The 19,109-nt window shown below is 58.9% G+C and carries 19 protein-coding genes; 4 read left to right on the top strand and 15 right to left on the bottom strand.

Features of this window, described 5'->3' with window-relative positions; genetic code table 11:
• Positions 1–96: 96 nt before the first annotated feature.
• Positions 97–591: an FBP domain-containing protein gene (locus ACEE43_RS02725; protein WP_449107121.1), complete on the top strand. Its 495-nt coding sequence runs from the start codon at positions 97–99 to the stop codon at positions 589–591.
• Between the two features lie 454 nt (positions 592–1,045).
• On the opposite strand, the gene ACEE43_RS02720 is transcribed toward ACEE43_RS02725, so the two are convergent.
• Positions 1,046–2,329, bottom strand: a complete 1,284-nt coding sequence (locus tag ACEE43_RS02720; protein WP_449107120.1) for a carboxylesterase family protein — start codon at positions 2,327–2,329, stop codon at positions 1,046–1,048.
• A 205-nt stretch (positions 2,330–2,534) separates the two neighbouring features.
• Here ACEE43_RS02720 and ACEE43_RS02715 point away from each other — a divergent pair, with 205 nt between their 5' ends.
• Positions 2,535–2,816 (top strand): hypothetical protein, encoded by a 282-nt coding sequence (locus tag ACEE43_RS02715; RefSeq protein WP_449107119.1) that lies wholly within the window; start codon positions 2,535–2,537, stop codon positions 2,814–2,816.
• Positions 2,817–2,832: 16 nt separating this feature from the next.
• Here ACEE43_RS02715 and ACEE43_RS02710 read toward each other — a convergent pair whose 3' ends face one another.
• The 5 genes from ACEE43_RS02710 to ACEE43_RS02690 all read right to left on the bottom strand — a co-directional run bounded on the left by ACEE43_RS02710 (position 2,833) and on the right by ACEE43_RS02690 (position 8,610).
• Positions 2,833–3,327 carry a hypothetical protein gene (locus ACEE43_RS02710; protein ID WP_449107118.1) on the bottom strand — a complete coding sequence of 165 codons (495 nt, stop codon included), beginning with the start codon at positions 3,325–3,327 and terminating at the stop codon, positions 2,833–2,835.
• A gap of 549 nt (positions 3,328–3,876) precedes the next feature.
• Positions 3,877–5,889 carry a threonine--tRNA ligase gene (thrS, locus tag ACEE43_RS02705; protein ID WP_449107117.1) on the bottom strand — a complete coding sequence of 671 codons (2,013 nt, stop codon included), beginning with the start codon at positions 5,887–5,889 and terminating at the stop codon, positions 3,877–3,879.
• Between the two features lie 102 nt (positions 5,890–5,991).
• Positions 5,992–6,597 (bottom strand): DUF1648 domain-containing protein, encoded by a 606-nt coding sequence (locus ACEE43_RS02700; RefSeq protein WP_449107116.1) that lies wholly within the window; start codon positions 6,595–6,597, stop codon positions 5,992–5,994.
• Positions 6,598–6,600: 3 nt separating this feature from the next.
• Positions 6,601–7,503 (bottom strand): DNA-methyltransferase, encoded by a 903-nt coding sequence (locus tag ACEE43_RS02695; RefSeq protein WP_237210504.1) that lies wholly within the window; start codon positions 7,501–7,503, stop codon positions 6,601–6,603.
• Positions 7,504–7,785: 282 nt separating this feature from the next.
• Positions 7,786–8,610: a fumarylacetoacetate hydrolase family protein gene (locus ACEE43_RS02690; RefSeq protein ID WP_449107115.1), complete on the bottom strand. Its 825-nt coding sequence runs from the start codon at positions 8,608–8,610 to the stop codon at positions 7,786–7,788.
• A 183-nt stretch (positions 8,611–8,793) separates the two neighbouring features.
• Here ACEE43_RS02690 and ACEE43_RS02685 point away from each other — a divergent pair, with 183 nt between their 5' ends.
• Entirely contained in the window at positions 8,794–9,300 is a 507-nt protein-coding gene (locus ACEE43_RS02685) for a GNAT family N-acetyltransferase (RefSeq protein WP_449107114.1), read from the top strand.
• Positions 9,301–9,512: 212 nt separating this feature from the next.
• On the opposite strand, the gene ACEE43_RS02680 is transcribed toward ACEE43_RS02685, so the two are convergent.
• Genes ACEE43_RS02680 through ACEE43_RS02670 form a run of 3 tightly spaced genes read right to left on the bottom strand, consistent with a single transcriptional unit; the run spans position 9,513 to position 12,018 of the window.
• On the bottom strand, positions 9,513–10,499 hold the full coding sequence (locus tag ACEE43_RS02680) for an SOS response-associated peptidase (protein ID WP_449107113.1): 987 nt from the start codon (positions 10,497–10,499) through the stop codon (positions 9,513–9,515).
• Positions 10,499–11,188 (bottom strand): lipoate--protein ligase family protein, encoded by a 690-nt coding sequence (locus ACEE43_RS02675; protein ID WP_449107112.1) that lies wholly within the window; start codon positions 11,186–11,188, stop codon positions 10,499–10,501. Before ACEE43_RS02675 ends, ACEE43_RS02680 begins: the two co-directional genes overlap by 1 nt.
• Positions 11,188–12,018, bottom strand: coding sequence for a GNAT family N-acetyltransferase (locus ACEE43_RS02670; RefSeq protein ID WP_449107111.1), 831 nt, complete (start codon positions 12,016–12,018; stop codon positions 11,188–11,190). The genes ACEE43_RS02675 and ACEE43_RS02670 overlap by 1 nt, the downstream gene beginning before the upstream one ends.
• A gap of 194 nt (positions 12,019–12,212) precedes the next feature.
• Between ACEE43_RS02670 and ACEE43_RS02665 the strand changes: the two genes are divergently transcribed.
• Positions 12,213–12,692: a hypothetical protein gene (locus tag ACEE43_RS02665; protein WP_449107110.1), complete on the top strand. Its 480-nt coding sequence runs from the start codon at positions 12,213–12,215 to the stop codon at positions 12,690–12,692.
• Positions 12,693–12,785: 93 nt separating this feature from the next.
• Here ACEE43_RS02665 and nrdF read toward each other — a convergent pair whose 3' ends face one another.
• The 6 genes from nrdF to ACEE43_RS02635 form a co-directional block, all read right to left on the bottom strand.
• Complete coding sequence (gene nrdF / locus ACEE43_RS02660; protein WP_237242228.1) at positions 12,786–13,760, bottom strand: class 1b ribonucleoside-diphosphate reductase subunit beta; 975 nt, start codon at positions 13,758–13,760, stop codon at positions 12,786–12,788.
• Positions 13,761–13,869: 109 nt separating this feature from the next.
• Positions 13,870–14,244 (bottom strand): MarR family winged helix-turn-helix transcriptional regulator, encoded by a 375-nt coding sequence (locus tag ACEE43_RS02655; RefSeq protein WP_449107109.1) that lies wholly within the window; start codon positions 14,242–14,244, stop codon positions 13,870–13,872.
• A gap of 272 nt (positions 14,245–14,516) precedes the next feature.
• Positions 14,517–16,697 carry a class 1b ribonucleoside-diphosphate reductase subunit alpha gene (gene nrdE, locus ACEE43_RS02650; protein ID WP_449107108.1) on the bottom strand — a complete coding sequence of 727 codons (2,181 nt, stop codon included), beginning with the start codon at positions 16,695–16,697 and terminating at the stop codon, positions 14,517–14,519.
• A complete protein-coding gene (nrdI, locus tag ACEE43_RS02645; RefSeq protein WP_185174643.1) occupies positions 16,661–17,107 on the bottom strand; it encodes a class Ib ribonucleoside-diphosphate reductase assembly flavoprotein NrdI in 447 nt (148 codons plus the stop codon). Before nrdI ends, nrdE begins: the two co-directional genes overlap by 37 nt.
• A 112-nt stretch (positions 17,108–17,219) precedes the next feature.
• A complete protein-coding gene (gene nrdH / locus ACEE43_RS02640; RefSeq protein ID WP_135013938.1) occupies positions 17,220–17,453 on the bottom strand; it encodes a glutaredoxin-like protein NrdH in 234 nt (77 codons plus the stop codon).
• Between the two features lie 496 nt (positions 17,454–17,949).
• Positions 17,950–19,032, bottom strand: a complete 1,083-nt coding sequence (locus ACEE43_RS02635) for an App1 family protein (RefSeq protein ID WP_449107107.1) — start codon at positions 19,030–19,032, stop codon at positions 17,950–17,952.
• Positions 19,033–19,109 lie beyond the last annotated feature (77 nt).

Genomic DNA, 19,109 nt, shown 5'->3' with positions numbered 1-19,109 from the left:
TTCGGCCTTTCAGGTGGTGTTGTTCACCTGTTTTAACCAGTTACGGGGCTGGGTTATTCCCGGGGTGCCGAAGCAGTGAGGGGTAAACTTGCAGGTATGCAAGAACTGACCGAAGCTGCCGTCCGCTCATCTTTTATTAACTGCTCTAAGGGCGAGGCTAAACGCCTCAACCTACCCAGCCTCAAGGAGCAGAATTGGGACGACCTGATTTTCCTGTCCTGGCTCGACCCCAAAAGCCCGCTCAAGGGTTGCCTGGTCGTGGAACACGAGGGGCAAGTGCAGGGCGTGCTGCTGCAAAAGTCTAAGGCCCAGAGTAAGGCCGCTCAGATGTGCCAGTTCTGCCTGACTTTGCACCCGGGGTCGGGGATTTCGCTGTATACGGCGGCCCGTCCGGGCGAGTCGGGGCGACGCGGCAACACCATCGGCACCTACCTGTGCTCCAACCTGGCCTGCACCGACTATGTGCGGGGCAAGAAAAAGCCGGCGGGTATTCGCCAGATGGACGAGACCCTGTCCCTCGAAGAGCGCATAGCTCGCTCCCGCGATAATGCGGTCAGGTTTATTGAGCGACTGGTGGAGGGAGCCGCATAATTGGGCAGGCGCGAGGACGCGGGGTGGGCCGGGCCCTGCACGACGCCTACTTGGGTGCGGTTCGGCAGTGCTCAAATATCAGCACCTTACGTTTGGGAATTGTGGTAACAAATGCCGAGGTCGCCGAACCTTTCTGGCGGGTCATAGGCTACACCCCTAGTGGTGAGGTTTAAGGACTTTTCCCAGGGTAATGTGGTTTCAACGGTGGAGGTTTTTACTCGGCCGGCCAAACAAATGAGGGAGTACCCCTATCGGTGATAATGACAGGGCCTACTGAAGCTGCGCGTTTTGCCGCGCTGACATCTTGATTCAGTTGCCTCGAGGTAAGAATTGTTGAGGGTTTGATACCAGTCATAATATCCACCTTTCATGTAGGTACTTAACAACAATCATGACTTGAAGCTGAGCCGTGTCAAGGGATTCTTTCTACTGCAGCCTCTGCCCCTTAGTTCTCTTACACCACCTCTTGCAGCCTAGCTTCCTCAAAACATTCCCGGGCATACTCCCCCGTGCGGGCGAAGCCAGCCCAGATAGACCGAAGAGCCGCGCCCTGCTTCTGCTGGTTCTGCCTACTAGCCCCCGCCCACAGCCGACTACCTTCCCAAATAGGGTTATCAAAGAGCAGGGCAAGGTCAGTGCAGTGGACAGACTCGAAAGGGTCCCCCGCCGCCCCCGTTGCTAGCCGGTAGGCAAGCACCTGTCCACCGGCGTCCTGATGCCGCTGAGCAAAGACCCGCGCCGGGTCTGCGTACAGCCGCTGGGAAAATGAACGAATCTGCTGCTCCAGCAGAGCCCGTTGCGCTCGTCCGGCCCTACCGGTCAGCGGAGGGGTGAAGTAGCCCGACTCCCGTTCCAAGGACCCCACCAGAACCTTGAAATGGGGCGCAACCGCCCGGTAGGCGGCGTCCTCATGCTCTTCGGCAGGCAGGGGGTAGTGCCCGTAGTGGCAGCCGAAGGGCATCATGGCGCGGTCAAGCCCAAACCGGAGAGGGTTAGCCATGACGTGCCGGTGGGACGCCCGCGCCCACACTGCGGCGGGTGCGTCCAGGGGTATCTGGGAGGTGACGGCCAGCAGGTGGCGGGTCATGGCGTCCTTGCCGTGAATCAGATGTAAGGGGGCGCTTTGAATGATGACCTGCTGGAAGAGATTTTCCTCCGCCACACCGTCTGCGATCATGAGGCGGGCAACCAGATCGCCACCCGCTGACTGCCCAAAGGCGGTGACGCGGTCGGGGTCTCCCCCGAAGCTCGCGATATGTCGGCGGACCCAGCGCAGGGCCTGGCGGGCATCGAGCAGCCCGAGATTAGCAGGACGCCCGGATGCCCCACCCATAAAGCCCAGGTAGCCCAGCCGATGCGTCACCTTGACCACGATAAGGCGGTGCTCGGTGACCAGCAGGTAAGGGTCGTAGCGTTGCCCGTCCCCGGAACCGTAGACGTAGGAGCCGCCGTGGAAGTAAACCATGACTGGCAGGCGTTCGCCGGTACGGACGTCCGCTGGGGTGACGATGGTGAGGTTTTGGCAGTCTTCGCTCATGAGTGGGGCCTGCCGCATTCCTTTTTTGCCGGGGCGGACGTGCTGGGGTGCAGCGGGGGCAGGGTCGGTGGCGGTGAAGCTGGCGGGTAGGTCGTCGAGGCTGAGCGGGCGCGGCGCGGCAAACCTGGCCGCCCGCGCGTAGGGAATACCGCGGTAGTAGTGGGCTGCACCGACTCTTTCACCGAGGCTAGCAATGTTCATGGGAGTCCTTGCTGGTAGGAAGGTGGTTATTTCCAACCTAGCACTAAGGACAGCTCTCTTGATTTTAAGAATCTTCTACCGTGGGTGGATTTGAAGCTCTATCGCGGTAGTCTCTCATCATTGCTGCCAGTCCTTCACGGGTTATACCGGATGGCAATTTCATTGGCGTGGTTGAGATGCCGATGGTGGAGTTTTCCGCCCCGTCATGCGTGACTTTGGTGAGGGCGCGACAGCCGGTGAGTATCCAGTTATAGGTGTGGGTATCGGCAATATCAACGTAGATTTTTTGGGCTTGATTATCAGCTCTGATATCACCGATAACTTTCCAATGGATAAGGTGGTTACCGTGGGAGGCAATGCTGCTATGGTCAAAGAACCCTTCTGGAGTGAGGAAGGGCGATCAGGACGCTCTTTCCGCGACTTTTGGGGATGCGGAGGGTTTCTTCAGGGCTTGGCATATGGACGTTTTTGGACATGTGCGGTTTAGAGGTTCTATTGCAGACCTATCGGCTGGTATCTATGGCAGCAACTTTGGCTTCACCATGCGCGGAATCCCGATAGTCCTCGATAGCTTGAATGAGATCGCGCTTTTTCATTCCAGAAGGTAGCGTGAGGTGCTGGGTCATAATGGCCTGGTTCCGCGGGGTTATGTAACGTTCTGCGTCTGCATGGGAGCTGGGGTGAATCTTGATTCCACCTAGCTCGTTGGAGACTCCACCAACAGCTTCCCAGGGAATGAGAGCTGATGACCTTGCTGAGATAGTCGTTCTGTTCAGGATTCCCTCTGCTGTGATGGCGAGGGCCTTACGACCGGTGGCTAGGTAGATTGCTAGTACGATTGCAGCGGTGGCAAAGAAGAGAGCACCTACCCATAGCAGCACCCCAAAGAACCCCGAGCGCTCCATCGCAGATGAAGCAGAAAGAAGCGCAAAGACTAGGCAGAGCACCACATTCAGGCCAACCTTGGCTGGACTTTTCTTGGCGTAAATGTCCTTCATGGTTCCTCCTCATTGAGAGCTACTTGCACCCACAATTTTACCAAGCAGACTTATTTATCTCAAAGCAAGCAGGGCTACTTACCGAATCAAGTTCTAACTGCGAAGGCCTGAGGAATCTCTTCACCAGCCGCCTCGTTAACGCCTTGTTTTGTGATGACCGCTTACCAGGATCCGAGATACTTTAAGCTGTATGCGCCGTAGGGCGATCCTGTCAACTTTGATTATGCAGGCAGAGGCTCAGTCTTCACATTGGGCGTATAGCGCGAAGAACTATCCAGGCTTGTTCCTTTCTGAGCATTTTAGGTGCCATTAAACGCCAGGTGGTGCTAGGAAGATACTGGCCCTGTCTTTGGGGGACTAGTGATCCAACGTGTGGTTATTGGCCCGCACTGGTTTGGCTACGGTTGCTTAGTATTTAGTCGATCGCAAGAATCGCTGTATTTTCATCCTTCATTTAAATGAAGTGGGAGCCCCAAACATGGTTGAGGCTCCCACTCGTCAACAAGATTTGCCTAGGTTCATAGTCATCGACAAATCTTGGTTATTTACTTATTCTGCAGAGAGTGAATGAGGATCCTCATTCACCCGCTCTTCAATATGCTTCACAATCCGCTCCACAGCCTCGTCCACGGGCACGCCGTTTTCCTGGGAGCCGTCGCGGAAGCGGAATGAAACAGCACCGTTCTCAGCATCCTCGCCACCGGCAATCAGGATGAAGGGCACCTTCTCCTTAGAAGCAGTACGAATCTTCTTGGGGAAGCGGTCAGTACCGTAATCCACCTCGACGCGCACGCCGCGAGCCTTGAGCTTGGCAGCAACCTCACCCATGTAATCGTTGAAAGCCTCAGCAACAGGCACACCAATCACCTGAACAGGAGCCAGCCAGGCAGGGAAAGCACCAGCATAGTGCTCAATCAGCACACCCATGAAACGCTCAAAGGAACCAAACTTAGCCGAGTGAATCATGACCGGCTCCTGGCGGGTGCCGTCAGATGCCTGGTACTCCAGGCCGAAGCGGGCAGGCTGGTTGAAGTCATACTGCACGGTCGACATCTGCCAGGTGCGGCCAATCGCGTCCTTAGCCTGCACAGAAATCTTGGGGCCGTAGAAGGCAGCGCCACCCGGGTCAGCCACCAGTTCCAGACCGGTCTCAGCAGCAACCTTTTCCAGCACAGCGGTTGCTTCTTCCCACTGCTCGTCCGTACCGATGAACTTATCCTTCTTATCGCCCTCGGTGTCGCGGGTTGAAAGCTCAAGGTAGAAGTCGGTCATGCCGAAGTCCTCTAGCAGGGACAGCATGAACTTGAGCAGGTGGGCAACCTCAGCAGGTGCCTGCTCCTTGGTGACGTAGGAGTGGGAGTCGTCCTGGGTAATCATACGAACACGGGTCAGGCCAGAAAGCACACCGGACTTCTCATCACGGTAGACCGAACCGAACTCGAACAGACGCAGGGGCAGTTCACGATAGGAGCGGCCACGAGAACGGAAGATCTCGTTGTGCATGGGGCAGTTCATGGCCTTGAGGCGGTAGGCCTGGCCCTCGTCCTCCATAGCCGGGAACATACCGTCCGCGTAGTAGGGCAGATGGCCGGAGGTGTAGAAGAGATCTTCCTTAGAGATATGGGGGGTCTTAACGTACTCGAAGCCCTCTTCAATATGGCGGGCGCGCACGTAGTCTTCCATGGCGCGCAGAATGACGCCACCCTTGGGGTGAATCACGGGCAGGCCGGGGCCGACGGTCTTGGGGAAGGAGAAGAGGTCGAGCTCTTCACCCAGACGGCGGTGGTCGCGGCGCTCAGCCTCAGCAATGCGCTCCTTGTAGGCAACCAACTCTTCCTTAGAAGGCCAGGCGGTGCCGTAAATACGCTGCAGCATGGGGTTCTTCTCAGAACCGCGCCAGTAGGCGCCACCGGAACGCATCAGCGCATAACCGTTAGCAATCAGCTTGGTATTGGGCACGTGGGGGCCGCGGCAGAGATCCTTCCAGACGGTCTCCCCCTTCTTATCAACGTTGTCGTAGATGGTGATTTCGCCGGCACCGACCTCAACGGAGGCACCCTCGGCGGCGTCCGCACCGGAGCCAGGGCCCTGGGAGAGGGTCAGCAGTTCCAGCTTGTAGGGCTCGTTTGCCATCTCGGCCTCAGCCTCAGCCTGGGTGACCACGCGGCGGCGGAAGGTCTGACCGCTCTTGATAATCTTCACCATATCCTTCTCAATCTTCTTCAGATCCTCGGGGGTGAAGGGCTCTTCAACATCGAAGTCGAAGTAGAAACCGTCGGTGATGTAAGGGCCGATGCCGAGCTTGGCGTCCTTACGGTAGTTCTGAACAGCCTGGGCCATGACGTGGGCAGCCGAGTGACGCAGGACGTTCAGGCCGTCTTCTTCATGAACAGAAACGGGCTCGACAGCGTCGCCGTCAGTCAGTTCGGTGGAGAGGTCAACCAGGGTGCCGTTGATACGGGCAACGACGATTTCACGGTCCTCAGCGAACAGGTCGGCTGCGGTGGTACCGGCCTCAACCTGCTGGGCGGCACCTGCGACGGTAATGGAAAGAGCGGACAAATCTGTCTCCTAGGTTTGTGCCCACCCCTACAACGGGTGAGCTATCGTTACATCTGCACGGTACGAGGGTGCAGAACAAACCTAATTTTACCGCTAGCTAGGCTACTTTGTGCCTTTTGCTAGGGCGCGGGAATCGAAGTTTTTACCAGCGAGGTAGGAGCGGACTGTCAGGAAGAGGCAGTAGCCCACCACCAGCACGGGGGCGAAAAGGACGGACGCCTCCCCCAGCACCCCGACCACGGTCAGGTTAATAATTTTGACGGCTAGCACCAGGGCAAGGGTCAGCCCGGCGAAAGAGGGAACCACAGCCTGTGTCTGAGCGTAAAGACGGCGGGCAGAGTATACCCGGGCATCCAGACCTAGGGCCTGCGCAGCGGCCAGCTGGCGCTGCCCCTGCTTACCCGCGTGAGGTGAAAAAGCGTCGTGGGACTGGGCTGAGGCGTCCTTGCTTGCCATACGCCCCATAGCCATGCCACCCCACCAGACCAGTGCAAGAAGGGCGGGAAGGGCGAAGGTCAGCCCGAAAACCGACCAGACACTTTTGCCTACCCAGCCGTCCGCCCGACCCCACAGGCTGTAATGTACCGGTAACTGTTGCGGCAGCGACGGGTAAATCAGGGCCAGATAAATAAGCTCAGCAACTACCAGCCCCAGGGCCACAAGGAACCAGGCGCGGTTGGGTTTAATCGGCGGGTAGGCGGACGTCATGGGCTACTTTTTCGTTTTCTTGATAGCAGCCGTCTTGGGTGTGACCTTGGCCCCCGCCAGCGAAGCCTTAGCGCGGGACTTCTTGAAAGTCACGTCGAGCCCGTCCACGGCCTTCAGGCGCTTGCGCATGACCTTGATAGCCTCGGGGTTCTGGTCAATCATCAGGAAGTTGCGGTCAAGCTGGGCGCAGGCGTGGCCGGTGGTGCCGGAGCCACCGAAGAAGTCCAGCACCCAGTCGCCGGGTGCACTCGAGGCCTGCACAATGCGGCGCAAAATACCCAGGGGCTTCTGCGTGGCATAGCCGGTTTTCTCCTTGCCGCTAGGAGAAACAATGGTGTGCCACCAGACGTCCGTCGGCAGCTTACCAATCTCAGCTTTCTCGGGGGTGACAAGGCCGGGCGCCATGTAGGGCTCGCGGTCAACCGCCTCAGAATTGAAGTAATAATTCTCAGGGTCTTTCACGTAGACCAAAATGTTATCGTGCTTAGCAGGCCACTTCTTCTTGGACTTAGCCCCATAGTCATAAGCCCAAATAATCTCATTCAAGAAAGACTCGCGGCCAAACAGAGCATCGAGAACAACCTTGGCGTAGTGAACCTCGCGGTAATCCAGGTGCAGGTAGAGGGTACCGGTGGGCTTGAGCAGACGCCAGGCCTGCATGAGACGGGGTTCTAGGAACTCCCAGTAGTTCTCAAAGGAGTCAGAATACCCGTAGATATCGCCCTTGATGGTCTCGTAAGTGTGCCCCTTGTAGCCAACCCGGCTACCGCCCTCGGTACGCACGGTCTTGATGCTCTGGCGCTTCTGCACCTTGCCCGTATTGAACGGCGGGTCAATATAAATGAGCTGGAAGCTCTCTGCGGGCAGGTTTTTGAGCACGGCAAGATTATCGCCGTGAATCACCATGCTGGTGCTATCTGCTGACCACAAAGAACGTTTTGACACAAGGTACAGAATACCCCAAGGTCACCGCCTACTGCCCGCGCGGCGGGTGAGGGTTAAGCCACGCAAGGACGCTGGGGCGGGGCGAAGCGCAGGCATGCATGGAGCCGACTGGCTGGGGCTGGCATGAATCGCCCGTGAGCGCTAGCGAACCGGCGAGAAGGTTAGTCGGCAAACGCATGCCTGCGCAGAGCCAAAAATACGGTCGGCACGCGGAGGGTAATCACCACTCCCGTTTCGCCACCCTCACACCTGCTCGCACCGGTTGGTCAGCGTGCCGATGCCCTCGATTGAGGTCACCACGGTCTGCCCGGCGCTCAGCCACTTGCGGGGGCGTAGCGAGAGCCCAACCCCGGCAGGAGTTCCCAGGGCGATCAGGTCGCCGGGTTCCAGCGTCATAAAGGTAGAGATGTAGCTGACTACCTGGGCCGGGGTGAAGACCATGTTGGCGGTGGTGCCCTGCTGGCGCACTTCGCCGTCGACGGTGCAGGTCATGGCAAGGCCGCCCTCGATATCGAGTTCATCGGGGCTGACGATGACCGGGCCAAACGGCGTCGAGCGGTCCCAGTTTTTACCCTGGAACCATTCAGTTGTGCGCCCCTGCCAGTCGCGCACCGATACGTCGTTGAGCACGGTGTAGCCCAGCAGGTAGTCGTCCACCTGTTCTTCGGCAATGTGGCGGCCGCGGCGTCCTACCACCGCGCATAACTCGACTTCCCAGTCAATTTTGGTGCTCTCAGCGGGCAGCTCAATAGGCTCACCCGGCCCAATGAGGGCGTTGCCGAACTTGGTGAAGATGGTGGGGTAGGTAGGCAGCTCTGCCCCCACTTCTGCGGCGTGATCCGTGAAGTTCAGCCCCACGCACAGCACCCGTTGCACCTTGTTCAGCGGGGCAATGAACTCTTCAGGGCTCACCTCAACCGGCTTAGCCCCCAGTTCAGCAGGGCTCACAGACCCTAAATCACTCGACCCCACAAACTTGTGCAGGGGCCGGCCCAGCTCGTACCAGCGTCCGCCGCTTTCAACCACCGCGCGGGCCTTACTAGCCCGCCTGACCTGCGCAAACTTCACCCCGACCGTCCTTTCTGTTACAGCACCTAGTTTCACCCCGAGTGGGCGGTCAACTAGACTTTCTATGACGCAATATTCCGTTGACAAGGTGAATAAACGGTAAAACCGTAGGCAATCATCAGCCAACAGAGTATTCTATACATCACAGTGTAAATCAATACCCGACCCACAAGGAGGCCAACCATGAGCGGCTTGATTACTCTGATTTCGCACACTTCAAAGGCACGTAAGCCCATGACCGTCAACACCCGCCCCGCCCAGCTCGACGACGCTGAAGCGCTGGCACGGCTCTACTTCGCCTCCTACAGCGGCGAACGATTTGCATCCCAGGCCGACGCTGCCGCCGAGATGGAGCGTATTCTCAAGGGTGAGCACGGCGAGTTCTACGCCGAGGCGTCTCCCGTGGTAGTTGATGAGCACGACCGCATTATTGCCGCGTCCCTCTGTCTCAAGCACCGCGTGGTCACCGACCCCAAGGACATCCCCACCATCTACGAGCTCTTCACCGCAGCCTCCCGCCGCCGCGAGGGCCTAGCAGAACAGCTGATTCGCCGCAGCATCGACCAGATGTTCGAGGACGGCTACGAGCAGGTTTCAGTGCGCATCAGCGAGAACAACGCCGCCGCGCTAGCCCTCTACCTGACCCTAGATTTCAACCGCTGGTTCCCCGAAGACGACGACATTCTCTAGACAAGCGGTAAACTAGCTAATAGTTGAGCCCCACCCCTCACCAGCAGCGGGGGTGGGGCTCAGCTGTTTGATTGTAAAAGCTTAAGGTGATGCAGGCTCACGCTCGCTGCCGACCCTCTCGCCGGTTCGCTTCGCTCACTAGCGATTCACGCCAGCCCCGAGCCAACAGCTTCGCCATGAGCCTGCATCACCTATCTCCCGCATCAAGCTTTCTATAGACCACTCAGCAAATCTTCGACAGGCTCCAGCAGGTAGGGGGCGTTGTTGCGCACATTGCCGACATCCTTACTGACCTCGCGTAGGGCCCAGCCTGCGGTCTCGGCGAAAGCCTGCTCGCGAATGAGCTGCAAGGACGCCTGCGCTTGGGCACGGTAAGACCTTTTCTGCTCGGCCGTGGGCTTGGGGGCACCAGCTGGACGGCCTGACCGCAACCAGGCCGTCAGGCTATCACTTTCGTTAATGTCGGTATCAGCTGCCACGTGAAGGGGTATCGGCAGACGATTGTGCAGCTGACCTAGTTGCCGCTCAATCTCGTTTGTGTAGCCAGGGTCGCCACCCAAGTCGGCCATAATTCCGGGGTCGAATTCACCGTTGCCGGGTGAATCCATGGTCACGATAGAACAGGAGAGCAGCCACTCCCCTTCCTTACCTGCAAAAACCCCGCCTGGTTCTGCAAATTCTGCGGGGATTTTCCACCATTCATACAGACCGGCGAAGTAGATAGGTCGCCCGTCGATGCGGTGCACAAAGTAGGGGGTTTTCACCTGCTTGCCCGCTGCGGTAGTTTCAGTTTTCCACTCGTAGTAACCGCTCACGGGTACGGCGCAGTGCCCCGAAACAGCTGCCTCGCGGAAGGTTGGCTTTTCAAAAATAGTCTCGCTCCGGGAGTTGAAGGCACGCGATGAGAAGGCGGGATCCTTAGCCCAGCCCGGTAGCAGCCCCCAGCGGGCCGAATGCAGTTCGCGGGTGAAGATCGGAGCGCTCCCCTGCCCACCACCGGTCGGGGTGGCGGACGCACCCGCCCGCGCGGGCGCGTCCGCCCCGGTGACCTGTTCGGCGGGGCTCACTAGCCGGTCCACCAGAATGGGAACTGTGCTGGTGGGGGCAACGTTGTAGTTTGTGATGGGGTCGGTGATCTCAACCCCTGCCATGTATTGGGGGTGGTCCTGGGCCAGTTCAAGGGCGTAGCGTCCGCACACTAGAACCCCTCGCTTTCATAGGCTTCAATGACGGCGTCTTCAAGGTCGTCGACGGTGATGAGGGGTTCGATGTCGGCTGCTGCGCCCACTGTTGCGGGGTCCAGGGGTAGGCCGAGGGCCTGGTAAACGTCTGTTGTCACCTCGCGCAGGCTATCGGCCCCTGTTACCACGATGCCCGATGAGAACCACCAGGCTCCAGCGACGACCCGCTGGGCGGTGCCAATGAGCTTGACGCGCTGACCGCCGGGCAGTTGGCCCCAGACCGAATACTCACCGGGGCAGTACTCGCCGGGCAGTTCCCCCACCCCGGCAGGAATGCCCAGGCTAGTGAGGGCCTCTGCGAACATGGCCCCGAAGATGCCGTAGCGCTCGTGGTTGCCGCTGACAGCGTCTGATGCTTTCTGGAAATGATCCACCACCAGGCAGCCTGAGTGATAGGCAGCGGCGTGTCCGCCCACGGTACGCACCAGGGGCTCAAACCCGCGGTCCACCGCAGCCGCGCGGGCCTGAGCAAACCGGGGGTTAAGCTCGTCCCTGCGCCCAAAAGCCACCGTTGGTTTGGGCCGATAGAGACGCAGGGTACTGGGGGCCTCTCCCCTACCCACTGCGCGGACGGTCGCCATGGCTGAATCAACCATCTCGGCCATCGTTCCGCCGGTGACGGGGTCAACGCGGTCAAGGTGCAGCATTAGTCCACCGAAATTTCGTTCAAGCTGGTAGAGACGAACTCCCACCAGGCCGGGCGCAGGCCCGCATTCAGAGCCACCTGCTGACTGATGATGTGCGAGGGGCTGGTGCCGTAGAAGGGAACAAACCCTTCTGCGAGAATTGCCTGCGACAGCTCCCGCACCAGGTAGGTGGCCAGCCCATTACCCCTGTGGCCGGCCAGCACGTCAATGCCGATCTGGCGGCACCAATCGGAGTCTTCGCTGGCTCCTGCGAGAGCCACCAGCTGCCCCTCGGCGTAGGCACCCAGCACCTGCACATCAGGGCGGAGCTCCTTAAACCCCAGTGCGTTCTCAAAATCTGGGTTGCCACGATACTGCTCCAGTTCTGAAGGTTCTAACCACCGCACCGTATAGCCCTCGGGCAACAAGCTGGGGCGGGCGTCCGCACCTGGGATAAAGAAATCCCTGCCGGGGGTGAAAAAGAGGGAGGTGCCGCTCATTTGCAGGGCGTAGGGGGTCAAGTAGTCGTTGAGTTTGCGCAGCTCAGAGTAGTCCCCCACCCAGTTGCCATTATCCCCGGCCAGCAGGTTATCGGCGGCCTCGCGCACGCGCGGGTGCTGGGCACAAATGACCGTGAGCCCCCGATAGTTAATCAGGCGTAGCTCCCAGTGGTCGCGGTAGCGGCGGCGGGCCGGGTGCATCTCATCGAGGGGAATTCGACGGGCTGAAAGGTGGGTTGAGCCGTGCTGCTGCGCTATATCAATGGCCTGCTCGGGCAGGCACAGGTCAATGGACAGCTGCGCAGCCAGAATCTTCTCGGCCTGCTGGTAGCTGGTGATAGGCGCGGGCATGGCTCTCTTTCTGCTCGGTAGGCTCTCTATCTAGGGTACTCGCTTTAGCAGGGGCGCGGACGCCGGTGGCCCCTTTGCCTTTCGGGGCAGGCTGGTGAGGCTGGGGGTTTCGCCCCGCATTTATTCTGTTTTACCCGCAACTAGTTGCGGCTTTTTCAGAATAAATGCGGGGTGCCGGTGTTTATGCTGGAGGTATGAAGATTCTTGTTCTGGGTTTGAGCGGCGCCGGTAAGTCCACCTGGGCGCGACGGTTGGCTGCCGGGTACGGGGTGCCGCTGCTGCACCTTGATACCGTTCACTGGTTGCCGGGGTGGGTCGAGCGGGACCTAGCGGACGAACGCTCTCTTGTGGGCGAGTTTCTGGATGAGAATGAAGCCTGGGTGATTGAGGGCGGCTATTCCGATGTGCATTTTGAACGGCGGCTGGCTGAGGCTGACCGCATCTATGTGCTGTTAGCACCGCGCCTGGTGCGCCTGTGGAGGGTAGGACGCCGCTGGCTCACCTACCGCGGTACCAACCGGCCTGATATGACCGAGGGCTGCCCCGAGAAGCTCGACCTCGAATTTGTGAAGTGGATTCTCTGGGACGGCCCCAGCCGCGCCCGCATGAAAGCCCTGGCGGACGTCCGCCGCACCTACCCCGAAAAAACGGTGTGGAGAAGGTGCTGGGGCTAAACCCCCTGCTGCTCCTTTTATGAAAACGGCCCCTCACCGTTCCCACAGAAAGGGGTTCAGCAAGGGGCCATTTTCTAGCTCTGACTAGGGCATTTAGAAGTCCCAGTCCTCATCTTCCGTATTCACAGCCTTACCAATAACGTAGGAGGAGCCGGAGCCGGAGAAGAAGTCGTGGTTCTCGTCGGCGTTGGGTGAGAGGGCTGAGAGAATCGCGGGTGACACGTTGGTGACGGAGGCCGGGAACATGGCCTCATAGCCCAGGTTCATCAGTGCCTTGTTGGCGTTGTAGTGCAGGAACTTTTTGACGTCCTCGCTCAGGCCCACGCCGTCGTAGAGGGAGTGGGTGTAGGCCACTTCGTTCTCATACAGTTCGTAGAGCAGGTCAAAGGTGTAGTCCTTGAGCTCTGCCTGGCGCTCAGCGGTCTCCTTTTCGAGGCCGCGCTGGTACTTGTAGCCAATGTAGTAGCCGTGTACAGCCTCATCGCGAATAATCAGGCGGATAAGGTCTGCGGTGTTGGTGAGCTTGGCGCGGGATGACCAGTACATGGGCAGGTAGAAACCTGAGTAGAAGAGGAAGCTCTCGAGCAGGGTTGAGGCGACCTTCTTCTTCAGGGGGTCATTGCCCTGGTAGTAGTCCATGACGATGCGGGCCTTCTTCTGCAGGTGCTCGTTCTCGGTGGACCAGCGGAAGACCTCGTCAATTTCCTTGGTGGAGGCCAGGGTGGAGAAGATCGATGAGTAGGACTTAGCGTGCACCGACTCCATGAAGGCGATGTTGGTGTACACGGCCTCTTCGTGGGCGGTCACGGCGTCGGGGAGTAGGGAGACAGCACCAACAGTACCTTGGATGGTGTCGAGCAGGGTCAGGCCGGTGAAGACGCGCATGGTCAGCTGCTTTTCTTCCTCGGTCAGGGTCTTCCAGGACTGCACGTCGTTCGACAGCGGCACCTTTTCGGGCAGCCAGAAGTTAGCGGTCAGACGGTCCCAGACCTCAAGGTCTTTTTCGTCTTCGATGCGGTTCCAGTTGATGGCTTCAACGTGGTTGACCAGTTCGACCTTCTCACTCATGGTGATGGGTTCTCCTCATGTCGGGTTGGTGTGGTGCCTGGAATAGGCTTGGTTCTATTCTTTCACCGTTGGGCGGTTTTCGCACCAGCGGCTCGGTTTGCTTAATATCTCAGGGGCGGACGCCCGCACCCGCTTCCTCTTGTAGGGCGGCTAGGCGCTCTGCTTTGGTTTCCCTATCGACGAGGCGGCGTAGCAGCGGCAGGGCTGCAGCAAGCTGCGCAGCCTCGTCCGCGGTGAGTATCTCGTCGGCACGTTCTACTATCCAGCGGTCGCGGCGACTGATGATGGAGTCGATGGTTGCACTCCCCTGCTCTGTCAGATAGAGCTCCTTGCGACGCTTATCGTGCAGGTTCTTGCCCGAGGCAATGTAGCCGCGGCGAAGCAGTGAGGCAACGATCTTGTTCATGGACTGCGGGGTCATACGCTGAAAGCGGGCCAGCTCGGCACAGGTCTGCCGCGGGCCGGCCTGGAGCTGGGCGAGCACGGTTTCCTCTGCAAATGAGAGGGGCGAGTGCGAGTCGGTCTCGTTCCTCAGTCGTCTATGCATCCTAAAGACCGAATACCTTAAGGTACTCGCCTGCTCATACGAAAAATTTTCCAAGGGCGCCAGCCTAAAATAATCAGTTTAACTTATCAGTTATATAGATTATATACCGTGATAAAGAAAGCCCGCCACCCAACACAAGATGACGGGCCCGCTCAGCCGGGGCGGGCGTCCGCGCCCTATCAGCACAACGCCCTACCCCGCCTCAGGCCTTAGAGCATGCAGCTAACGCAGCCCTCAACCTCGGTACCCTCAAGAGCCATCTGACGAATACGTGAGTAGTAGATGGTCTTGATGCCCTTACGCCAGGCGTAAATCTGGGCCTTGTTGACGTCGCGGGTGGTGGCGGTGTCCTTGAAGAAGAGGGTCAGCGACAGGCCCTGGTCGACGTGCTGGGTAGCAACGGCGTAGGTGTCGATAATCTTCTCGTAGCCGATCTCGTAGGAGTCCTGGTAGTAGTCCAGGTTCTCGTTGTCCATGTAGGGAGCCGGGTAGTAGACACGACCCAGCTTGCCTTCCTTACGGATCTCAATCTTCGAGGCAATGGGGTGAATCGACGAGGTGGAGCCGTTGATGTAGGAGATAGAACCGGTCGGCGGAACAGCCTGCAGGTTCTGGTTGTACATACCGTGTTCAGCAACGTCGGCTGCCAGCTGCTTCCAGTCCTCAGCGGTGGGCACAAAGTGACCGGCGAAGAGCTCGCGGGCGCGCTCGGTCTCAAAGTCCCAGGTGCCGTTGATGTACTTCTCGAAGTACTCCCCCGAAGCGTACTTGGACTTCTCAAAGCCTACGAAGGTCTCCTTGCGTTCGCGGGCAATTTCCATAGAGGCGCGAATCGCGTGGTAGGTGACGGTGTAGAAGTACATGTTGGTGAAGTCCAGGGCTTCTTCAGAACCGTAGTAGACGTGCTCGCGGGCCAGGTAGCCGTGCAGGTTCATCTGGCCCAGACCAACGGCATGGCTCATGGAGTTACCGCGCTCGATGGAGGGAACCGAGGCAATATCGGACTGGTCAGACACGGCAGTCAGGGCGCGGATGGCGGTGCCGACGGTCTGGCCCAGGTCGCCGCCGTCCATGGCCAGGGCGATGTTGAGGGAACCCAGGTTGCAGGAGATGTCCTTACCGATGGTCTCGTAGCCAAGGTCAGCGTTGTAGACCGAAGGCTCAGAAACCTGCAGAATCTCGGAGCAGAGGTTAGACATGATGATCTTGCCGTCAATGGGGTTAGCCTTGTTAACGGTGTCTTCAAACATGACGTAGGGGTAGCCCGACTCGAACTGAATCTCAGCCAGGGTCTGGAAGAACTCGCGGGCGTTGATCTTGGTCTTCTTGATGCGGGCATCGTCGACCATCTCGTAGTACTTCTCGGTGACGTTGATGTCTGAGAAGGGCACACCGTAGATACGCTCAACGTCGTAGGGCGAGAAGAGGTACATGTCCTCGTTCTTCTTGGCCAGCTCGAAGGTGATATCGGGAATCACAACACCCAGGGAGAGGGTCTTGATACGAATCTTCTCGTCGGCGTTCTCGCGCTTGGTGTCGAGGAAGGAGTAAATGTCGGGGTGGTGAGCGTGCAGGTAAACTGCACCCGCACCCTGACGAGCACCAAGCTGGTTAGCGTAGGAGAAGGAGTCTTCCAGCAGCTTCATGACGGGAATGACGCCTGAGGACTGGTTCTCAATCTTCTTGATGGGGGCGCCGGCTTCGCGCAGGTTGGTCAGAGCGAAAGCGACGCCGCCGCCGCGCTTGGACAGCTGCAGGGCTGAGTTGATGGAGCGGCCGATGGACTCCATGTTGTCTTCGATACGCAGCAGGAAGCAGGAGACCAGTTCGCCGCGCTGCTTCTTACCGGCATTGAGGAAGGTGGGGGTGGCGGGCTGGAAGCGGCCGGAGATGACCTCTTCAACAATCTTGGTTGCCAGAGCCTCGTCGCCTTCTGCCAACAGCAGGGCGACCATAACCACGCGGTCCTCGAAGCGTTCCAGGTAGCGCTGGCCGTCGAAGGTCTTCAGCGCGTAGGAGGTGTAGAACTTGAAGGCACCCAGGAAGGTGGGGAAGCGGAACTTCTTGGAGTAGGCCAGCTTGGAGAGGGACTTGACGAAGTCAAAGGAGTACTTCTCGAAAACCTCGGGCTCGTAATACTGGTGCTTGACCAGGTAGTCAATCTTTTCTTCCAGGTCGTGGAAGAAGACGGTGTTGTTGTTGACGTGCTGCAGGAAGTACTGGCGGGCAGCCTGACGGTCTGCTTCGAACTGAATCTGGCCGTTCTCATCGTAGAGGTTCAGAAGGGCATTCAGTTCGTGGTACCCCATGCCACGGTATTTCTCGGGGGTGCTCGGATCCTCGTGACCGGGTTCTACGCTGAGGCCGGGTACAGGGAGTTTTGAATCCAAAATTTTTCCAATCCTTCTTGAACGGTTTCTACATCTTCTTCGGTGCCCATGAGCTCAAATTTGTAGAGCACGGGCACGTGGCATTTGGCGGCGACTTTGTCTGCTGCTACGCAGAAGAGGTCACCGAAGTTGGTGTTTCCCGCGCCGATGACTCCTTGCAGGAGTTCCCGGTTGTGGGGGTTGTTGAGGAACTTCACGGCCTGGGGCGGTATGGAGCCCGCTCCCCCGGGTCTCCCGTAGCTGGGGACGCACAGTACGTAGGGCCCGGTGACCTGTGGTGGGTCTTCACTGGTCTTCAGCGGTAGCCGTATGTTTTTTATTCCGGTCTTCTGGACGAACTTGTGGGTGTTCTCTGAGACCGATGAAAAGTAGACGATGGTGGGCTGTCCGGTGGTATCTGTGGTGTCCATGGGGGCTGGTGCCTGGATCTGGTCGTGGTGGGTGTGCGCGTGGCGCGGGTAAGAAAAGGCCCGGGTGCGGACGCCTGTAGCGGCGGGTGCTCCCCGGGCAGGTGGTCAGCGGTTAGGCTGCGGCGCTGGCCAGGGCGTTGATCTTGTCGGGCTGGAAGCCTGACCAGTGGTCCTCACCGGCGATTACAACGGGGGCCTGCAGGTAGCCCATGCCCTTGATGAGTTCGAGGGCTGCGGGGTCCTCAGTGATGTCAACGGTGTTGTACTGGACGCCGAGCTTGTCGAGAGCGCGGTAGGTCATGTTGCACTGGACGCAGGCAGGCTTGGTGTACACCGTAACGGTCATTGGGGTATCTCCTTGGTATCCCGCGTGTTGCGGGAGGTTTCTGGCATAGGGGCTCTCGAAAGAGCTGGTGTGGGGTCTGGCGGCCTTTTCTCTCTAGTCGCCCGAACCGAGATTTAATACTACATCTAGTGTTTGGAGAGCGCATCTAGCCCTACATAGTGTGGTCTGTTACGAAATTTTTTAAATCGGTGCGCTATCCACAGCCCTTCCGCGCGTTTGCGGGCTTTAAGGGAAAGTTATCCACATGAAGGGTTTTTATGTGAGGTTTGGAGTGATGGTGTGACCTTAAGTTCAGGGGCCACTTAGCCCCCTGGGGCTTAAGACCGGACGTCCCGCGTGATATCAGGGCGGGGGCTTTCAACCCTAAATTGAGCCTTGAGTCTTGGGGGGCTGCGCGGGCCTGTTTTTTAAGGTTTTTTGCCGGGGGCGTGTCGCACAGAGGGGCACCCTGTCAGGCTTGACAAGGGTGCCCCTTAAGGTGTTTAAGCGCGGTTGTTTAGACGAGCCCGCGGTCTTTGAGCTGCTCGTAGAGGGCGGTGCCGTCGTTGCCTTCAAGCCAGAGGTCGCCCTTGGTGATATCGCGAGCGCGGTTGTCGCCCCAGACGCGGCCTGATGAGAGGACGGATTCGCCGAAGGTGAGGTTGCGGATGAGGATGGCTTCGACGTTGTGGGGGTAGCGGACGGCGAAGCCGTTGTAGATTTCGGGGTCGCGTTGGCCGTCGTCGCCGATGAGGATCCAGCGGATGTTGGGGAATTCGGTGGCGAGGCGTTTGAGGGTGTTGACTTTGTGTTGGGAGCCGGAGCGGAACCAGCGGTCGGGGGTGGGGCCCCAGTCGGTGAGGAGGAAGGTGCCTTTGGGGTAGCCGTTGCGGTGGAGGAAGCGGCGGAGGGTGGGGGTGACGTTCCAGGCGCCGGTGGAGAGGTACATGAAGGGGGCTGTGGGGTGGGCGCGGTGGAGGCGGTCCATCATGACGGCCATGCCGGGGGTGGCGGAGCGGGCGTGTTCGTTGAGGACGAAGCTGTTCCAGGCTGCGACGAAGGGGCGGGGTAGGGCGGTGTTCATGACGGTGTCGTCGACGTCGCAGATGATTCCGATGGTTTGGTCTTCGGGGACGATGTAGACGCTGGTGATGGCGGGTTGGCTGCCGGGGGTGGTGATGGTGACTTGGTGGGTGCCGGGTTCTAGGGTGATGTTGAGTTTGACGTCTACGACTCCTCCGCGGTCGGCGTGGACGCGGTGGTGTTGGTTGTTGATGTGGATGTCGATGGGGGCGTGGGAGATGGCGACTGAGGTGAAGGAGCGCCAGCCGCGGACGGGTTCGATGGTGGGGTCGCCTTTTTCGACGGAGTCGAAGAATTCTTCGAAGAGGTCGGTTTTGTAGAGGGCGCGGCCGAGGATGCGTACCCAGTTTTTGGTGCCGTAGCCGACGCTGGGTACGATGACGGGTTCTAGGCCGTTTTTTTGTGCTTTGCGTTCGCGGTAGGAGTGGATGTTGTCGCCTATGCGGTAGCCGATGTTGACGGCTTCGTCGGCTGCTTCTGCGACGATGGTGCGGATTTCGTGTGCCCCTGTGGTCATAGCCCTAGTTTTTCATATTTGGGTGGTTGGTGCATGGTATGGGTGGGTGTGGGTGTGTTGTTAAAGGAAGAGGTGGG

This window comes from Rothia sp. 11254D007BW, from assembly GCF_053548195.1.
Note: the sequence above shows the minus strand (reverse complement) of the source record. Positions and strands in the feature narration are given on the sequence as shown.